Origin of the sequence: Clostridium perfringens (genome assembly GCF_016027375.1) — a bacterium.
Taxonomy (GTDB): domain Bacteria; phylum Bacillota; class Clostridia; order Clostridiales; family Clostridiaceae; genus Sarcina; species Sarcina perfringens.
Genome location: NZ_CP065681.1, coordinates 195,584 through 202,500 on the forward strand (window position 1 = coordinate 195,584; position 6,917 = coordinate 202,500).

Here is a 6,917-nt window from a genome sequence, read left to right on the forward strand (position 1 = left end):
ACAATTTATCTAATTTCAATTTATATCATAATTTAAAAGTCTTTATTTAAGTGTTTCTTTGTTGATGTATTTCCTCATCAACCTTATGTCATTATTATATAATAATAATTATTATTTAGCAATAGTTATTTTTAAATTTCTAAAATTTTTTTATTTTCTACAAATGAAACCTTAATACTTTTTAAAATCTTACTTTTACCTATATAGTCATAATTATCTAAAACATTGTGTTTTATAGTATAGAAGTTATTTATAGTATAAAAGACATTATATAATGAACTTATATAATGTCTTTATAATAATCACAATATGTGGTTATGACCTAACTTCATACTTAATTTACCATTTTCAATATAGTTTTATCACAAAATAACCTTTTTTTCTAGTATTTAATTATTTAAATTTGCGAGTTTATAAATTTATAACATTTTACTATGTAAACATTATATTTGTCTAGCAAAATATATAAAAAAATAAAGTTAGAAGTAAAAACTTCTAACTTATTTATATAAATTTATTATTTGCACTCTAATAATGCTAAAGCTACTGCTCCAATAACTCCTGCATCAGTTCCTAATCCAGCAGGAACTATTTTACAATGCTCAGCCATAGCTTTAAAACATCTTTCATTAACAACTTCTTGAACTGTTTCAAAAACAACTTCTCCAGCTTTTGAAACTCCTCCACCTATAACAACCATGTCTGGGTCAAAAGTTGCTATTGCATTTGCAACACCAATTCCTAAGTAGTTTAAAGCTTCATCTATTATTGATTTTGCAACTCTATCACCTTTAGCTGCTTCAACAAATACTTCATATGAAGTTACATTGTCGTAATCTTTTAAGCTTGTTTCTACATTTGTAGCAACTGCCTCTCTTCCTCTTTTACCAATAGCTGTTCCTGATGATACAGCTTCTAGACATCCCATGTTACCACAATTACATCTTACAGTTCCAGGTGCAACAGTTGAATGTCCAATTTCTAATGCGTTTGAAGTACTTCCTCTGTAAATTTTACCGTTAAGGATTGCTCCTCCACCTACACCAGTACTTACAGTTATATAAATCATATTTTCAGTACCTTTTCCAGCACCTAACATAAATTCACCTATAGCAGCTACGTTAGCATCATTATCTAAGTAAACAGGAATACCAAACTTAGCTTTTAATGGTGAAACTAAGTTGAAGTTTTTGAAAGGTAAATTTGGAGTTGTTATTATTATACCAGTTCTAGCATCTAGTGGTCCTGGTGATCCAATACCTATTGCTTCTACTTCATCAATAGTTACTTTTCCTTCACATATTACAGTTTCAACACAGCCTATAATTCTATCTAAAACTGCTTGCTCTCCTTCATGAGCATTAGTTGGAGTTGTATGTTGAGCTTTAACATTTCCTTCTAGATCAGCAAGAGCACAGCTAATTTTTGTTCCCCCTAGATCTATTCCAACAACGTAATTCTTCATTTAAAAAATCCTCCCCCATGTTCCTTATGGATTAATTCAACTATAAGTGCTTCTTACAAGTTGCCCTTTAGAATTCACTTCGTTAAATTATTATATGACAACTTAAATTATAGCTTATTAATAATTTTATTTAACACAAAGTACATTATAACATAAATGTACGTACCTTTACACATTTAAAGTTATACCATTTTTAAATTATATACTTTTACAATTATTTATATAAAAAATACTATTATGGCTTGCTTTCACTAACCTATTTTTTTAGCATTTATATAGTAAATCCCCTGATTGTCGTATCCTTGATTTTTTATATTAAAATTATTGTCCTTAAGCATAGAACAAATAATACCTATATTATCATCATCTAAAGACTCCATATAAATCATAAATCTATCACATACATCAACAATATTTATATAATCAAAGATGTTGCTATAATCACTTAAACTTATTTTACCCTTTATATCCATTCTATAATTGCACATGAATTACACCTCATTTAAGATATTATCTCTAAATATATAATTAGATATATAAATATAAAAACCCTCTCATATTTCAAAAGATTTAATTATTTTTAATCTTTGCATTATTTCACTTTAATTTAAGATATTTTTCAGTTACTAATAATTTTAATTAAATTAAAGCCTTGAACTTTTAGAAAGTACCTCTTAACTTTTAATTATAATAAGATAAAATACTCCTAAAAGATTTATATTCTATTATATATTTTTTTATTCATCAGTTTTATATCATCAATATATTCTTTCTAAATTATTTTTTTAAACAAATTTTAATAATACCTTTAACATTATTAATTTAACCACATTTTTTTCCTTGTATACATAAAAAGTACCATCTTTTTAAATTTTAAGATGGTACTCCCCAAATTTCTACATATAATTCTTTAAGCTTCCTTAGCTTCTTTTATTTTCTTTGCATCTTCTATTATTTTATCTACCTCTGTACTTGGAACTTCCTCATATTTTTCAAATTCCATGCTAAAGCTTCCTCTTCCTTGAGTCATTGAACGTAAATCAGTAGCATACTTAAACATTTCTGATAAAGGAATATCAGCTATAACTTTTTCATTATTACCTTCTGGTTCCATTCCAATTACTCTTCCTCTTTTCTTATTTATATCACTAATTATATCACCCATGTATTCATCTGGAATTATTATTTCTACCTTCATAATAGGCTCTAATATAACAGGTTTTGCATTCTCCATACCTTTCTTATATGCTAATGAAGCAGCTACCTTAAATGCCATTTCTGATGAATCTACAGGGTGATATGATCCATCATGTAATGTAGCCTTAATTCCTATTACAGGATAACCTGCTAAAACCCCTTTCTTTAAACAGTCTCTTAATCCCTTTTCTACTGCTGGTATATAATTTCTAGGCACAACTCCTCCAACAACCTTATCCACAAATTCTAAATCAAGCTCACCATCTCTTCTAGGCTCAAATTTAATTTTTACATCTCCATATTGTCCATGGCCTCCAGATTGTTTTTTATGCTTTCCTTGTACATCAGAACTACCTTTTATAGTTTCTCTATAAGGAATCTTAGGATCTTGAAGAATTACATCAATTCCAAATTTACTTTTTAATTTACTAGCTAAAACCTCTATATGTGTCTCTCCAATACCAGAAACTAGAGTTTCTGCATTTTCTTGATCTCTAGAAACCTTAAATGTTGGATCTTCATCTAGAAGTTTAGAAAGTCCTTGAGAAATTTTTTCTTCATCACCTTTACTTTTTGGTAATACTGCCATAGTCATAACTGCCTCTGGGAACTCAAATCCTTCATAAGCAATCTTAAAGTTACTTTCACAAAGAGTATCACCAGTTGAAGTATATTGAAGTTTTGTAACAGCTCCTATGTCTCCTGCGCCTATTTTACTTGTTTGTATTTGACTTTTACCTCTTAAAAAGCATAATGAACTAACTTTTTCTACCTTATTATTTTTTGAATTTATAATTATCTTATCAGTTGTTAGCTCTCCTGTTTGCACCTTAAATATTGAAAGCTTTCCTACAAAAGGATCAGCAATTGTTTTAAATACAAATGCAGAAAATGGCATATCCTTATTTGACTTAACTAATATTTCTTTATTATTGCTATCAATAGCAACTTTAGCTTTGCTTATATCTGGTGATGGGAAATATCCTTTAATTGAATCTAATAGGCTTTTCATACCAACTATTGATACTGAACTTCCACACATAACTGGAGCTATATCTCCTTCTTCAAATCCAATAGAAAGTCCTTTATAGATTTCATCAACTGTAAGCTCTCCTTCAGATAAATATTTATCAAGTAATTCCTCATCAGTTTCAGCTACAGATTCCATTAAATAAGTTCTATACTCATTAACCTTATCTTTTACTTCATTAGGTATTTCTATCTTATTTATTTTTCCTGATTTTTTATCATACTCAAAAGCTTCCTCAGTTATAAGATTTACAATTCCCTTAAACTCCTTTTCTTTTCCTAATGGATATTGAGTAGGAATTACTTTGTTTCCAAAAATATTTCTTATATTTTCTAATACCTTATCAAAATTTGAATTTTCTCTATCTAATTTATTTATAAAAAAGGCTCTTGGTAATTTTTCTTTTTCACAGCATTCCCAGGCTTTTTCAGTTCCAACTTGAACGCCAGTAACTCCACATACAGTTATAATTGCAGAGTCAGCAGCCTTAACCCCTTCTATTTGCTCTCCAACAAAATCAAAATAACCTGGAGTATCCAATATATTAATCTTAGTTCCATCATATTCAAAAGGAATAATAGATAAGGCTAGTGATATCTTTCTTTTTTTCTCTTCTTGATCATAATCACTTATTGTATTTCCATCTTCACAAGTTCCTAATCTATCAGTAGTCTTTGTATAATAAAGTAAAGCTTCTGATAATGCAGTTTTACCTGAATCACTATGTCCTATAATACCTATATTTCTTAAATTCTCAATTTTATGCTCCTTCATAATCTTCTGCTACACCGTTGATATTGTTTACATATCAACATATAAGTAGCATTCACCACCTTTCTAGAAAAATTAGTATTAGTAATCTGTTTAAAGTATGCATACACTTTGTATTTAATAACTTAATTATATAAAAGCATGTACTACTTTCTACTTTTATCAAATCCCCTTATGCAATAACTAAAAATTAAATTTAAATATAATGTTTACTTAAATATACTCTTTTAGTTAAATATCAAAATATATAAAAACTCTTAACTTTATTTTTATATATAAGATAAACTTAAACTCACTTTATACTCATTTGCTTTCTAAAAGTGTTTTTGAATATGTCTAATATTGATTTTGGGTAATAAAAATTTTATAAAAAACTTATATACCTAAGTATATTCCTTTCAAATAAAAAATATTATATTTAGTATTTTTTATATATTAAGATTAATGATTTTTCCTAAAAATTCCCCATACTTTAAAAGAAAAATATCAACTATATTAAACTTAGATTTTAAGTTTCTACTATTAATAACTATATGTTAACACTTTCTTTATACTTTAATAATTCAACATAAATTATTAAATTCCTTTGAGAAATACAAAAAGAGTTATTAAAAAAGACATTTATATCTTCTTTAATAACTCTTTTTAAATAAAAAAAATGGCTCCTCGGAGAGGACTCGAACCTCCAACCTATCGGTTAACAGCCGAGTGCTCCACCATTGAGCTACCGAGGAACATTTTGAACCTGGCGACCACCTACTCTCCCACACAGTCTCCCGTGCAGTACCATCGGCTTCTAAAGGCTTAACCGTCGTGTTCGGAATGGGAACGGGTGTTACCCTAAAGAACATCATCACCAGATGTTTGAAAGTTTTTGTTCTTTCAAAATTGCACATATTTAATTTACTATATTTGGTCAAGCCCTCGATCTATTAGTATCGGTCAGCTGAACATGTTACCATGCTTACACCCCCGACCTATCAACCTTGTGTTCTTCAAGGGATCTTACTAGCTTACGCTATGGGAAATCTCATCTTGAGGTTGGCTTCACGCTTAGATGCTTTCAGCGTTTATCCATTCCCGACTTAGCTACCCAGCTGTGCTCCTGGCGGAACAACTGGTACACCAGAGGTCAGTCCATCCCGGTCCTCTCGTACTAAGGACAGCTCCTCTCAAATTTCCTACGCCCGCGACGGATAGGGACCGAACTGTCTCACGACGTTCTGAACCCAGCTCGCGTGCCGCTTTAATGGGCGAACAGCCCAACCCTTGGGACCTACTTCAGCCCCAGGATGCGACGAGCCGACATCGAGGTGCCAAACCTCCCCGTCGATGTGGACTCTTGGGGGAGATCAGCCTGTTATCCCCGAGGTAGCTTTTATCCGTTGAGCGATGGCCCTCCCACGAGGTACCACCGGATCACTAAGCCCGACTTTCGTCCCTGCTCCACTTGTGGGTGTCGCAGTCAGGCTCCCTTCTGCCTTTGCACTCTTCGAACGATTTCCGACCGTTCTGAGGGAACCTTTGGGCGCCTCCGTTACTTTTTAGGAGGCGACCGCCCCAGTCAAACTGCCCACCTAACAATGTCCTGTGACCAGATTCATGGCCGCCAGTTAGAATTTCAGTACTGTCAGGGTGGTATCCCAAGGTTGACTCCACCAAGGCTGACGCCCTGGTTTCCTAGTCTCCCACCTATCCTGTACAGACAATACCAAAACTCAATGCTAAGCTACAGTAAAGCTCTACGGGGTCTTTCCGTCCAATCGCGGGTAGCGAGCATCTTCACTCGCACTACAACTTCGCCGGATTTACAGTTGAGACAGTGCCCAAGTCATTACGCCATTCGTGCGGGTCAGAACTTACCTGACAAGGAATTTCGCTACCTTAGGACCGTTATAGTTACGGCCGCCGTTTACTGGGGCTTAAGTTCACACCTTCGCTTGCGCTAAGTGTTCCCCTTAACCTTCCAGCACCGGGCAGGCGTCAGCCCCTATACATCAGCTTACGCTTTAGCAGAGACCTGTGTTTTTGCTAAACAGTTGCTTGGGCCTATTCTCTGCGGCCTACTCTCGTAGGCACCCCTTCTCGCGAACTTACGGGGTCAATTTGCCGAGTTCCTTAACTGTAATTCTTCCGCCGGCCTTAGGATTCTCTCCTCACCTACCTGTGTCGGTTTGCGGTACGGGCACTACTTCTCTCTCTAGACGCTTTTCTTGGCAGCGTGGAATCATGTACTTCGGTTCCGTAGAACCTTCCCCATCACGCCTCAGCATTATGAGAGCGGATTTGCCTACTCTCACTGCCTAAACGCTTAGACTAGCATCCAATAGCTAGCACACACTATCCTCCTGCGTCACGCCATCGATAATAACGATTATAGTGGTACTGGAATATCAACCAGTTGTCCATCACCTACGCCTTTCGGCCTCGGCTTAGGTCCCGACTAACCCTCAG

General features: G+C 33.6%; 3 protein-coding genes, 1 tRNA gene and 2 rRNA genes (1 of these 6 cut by a window edge). All 6 read right to left on the bottom strand.

What is annotated here, in order from left to right; translation table 11 throughout:
• Positions 1-517: 517 nt before the first annotated feature.
• Positions 518-1,465, bottom strand: a complete 948-nt coding sequence (locus I6G60_RS01080) for an ROK family protein (protein WP_003459920.1) — start codon at positions 1,463-1,465, stop codon at positions 518-520.
• Positions 1,466-1,716: 251 nt separating this feature from the next.
• Positions 1,717-1,953 (bottom strand): hypothetical protein, encoded by a 237-nt coding sequence (locus I6G60_RS01085; RefSeq protein ID WP_003449485.1) that lies wholly within the window; start codon positions 1,951-1,953, stop codon positions 1,717-1,719.
• A gap of 422 nt (positions 1,954-2,375) precedes the next feature.
• On the bottom strand, positions 2,376-4,466 hold the full coding sequence (gene fusA / locus I6G60_RS01090) for an elongation factor G (RefSeq protein WP_057230341.1): 2,091 nt from the start codon (positions 4,464-4,466) through the stop codon (positions 2,376-2,378).
• A gap of 656 nt (positions 4,467-5,122) precedes the next feature.
• Positions 5,123-5,197 (bottom strand) — tRNA-Asn (locus tag I6G60_RS01095).
• A gap of 9 nt (positions 5,198-5,206) precedes the next feature.
• Positions 5,207-5,324 (bottom strand): 5S ribosomal RNA (rrf, locus tag I6G60_RS01100).
• Positions 5,325-5,375: 51 nt separating this feature from the next.
• Positions 5,376-6,917: ribosomal RNA gene (locus tag I6G60_RS01105) — 23S ribosomal RNA — on the bottom strand (it continues 1,363 nt past the right edge of the window).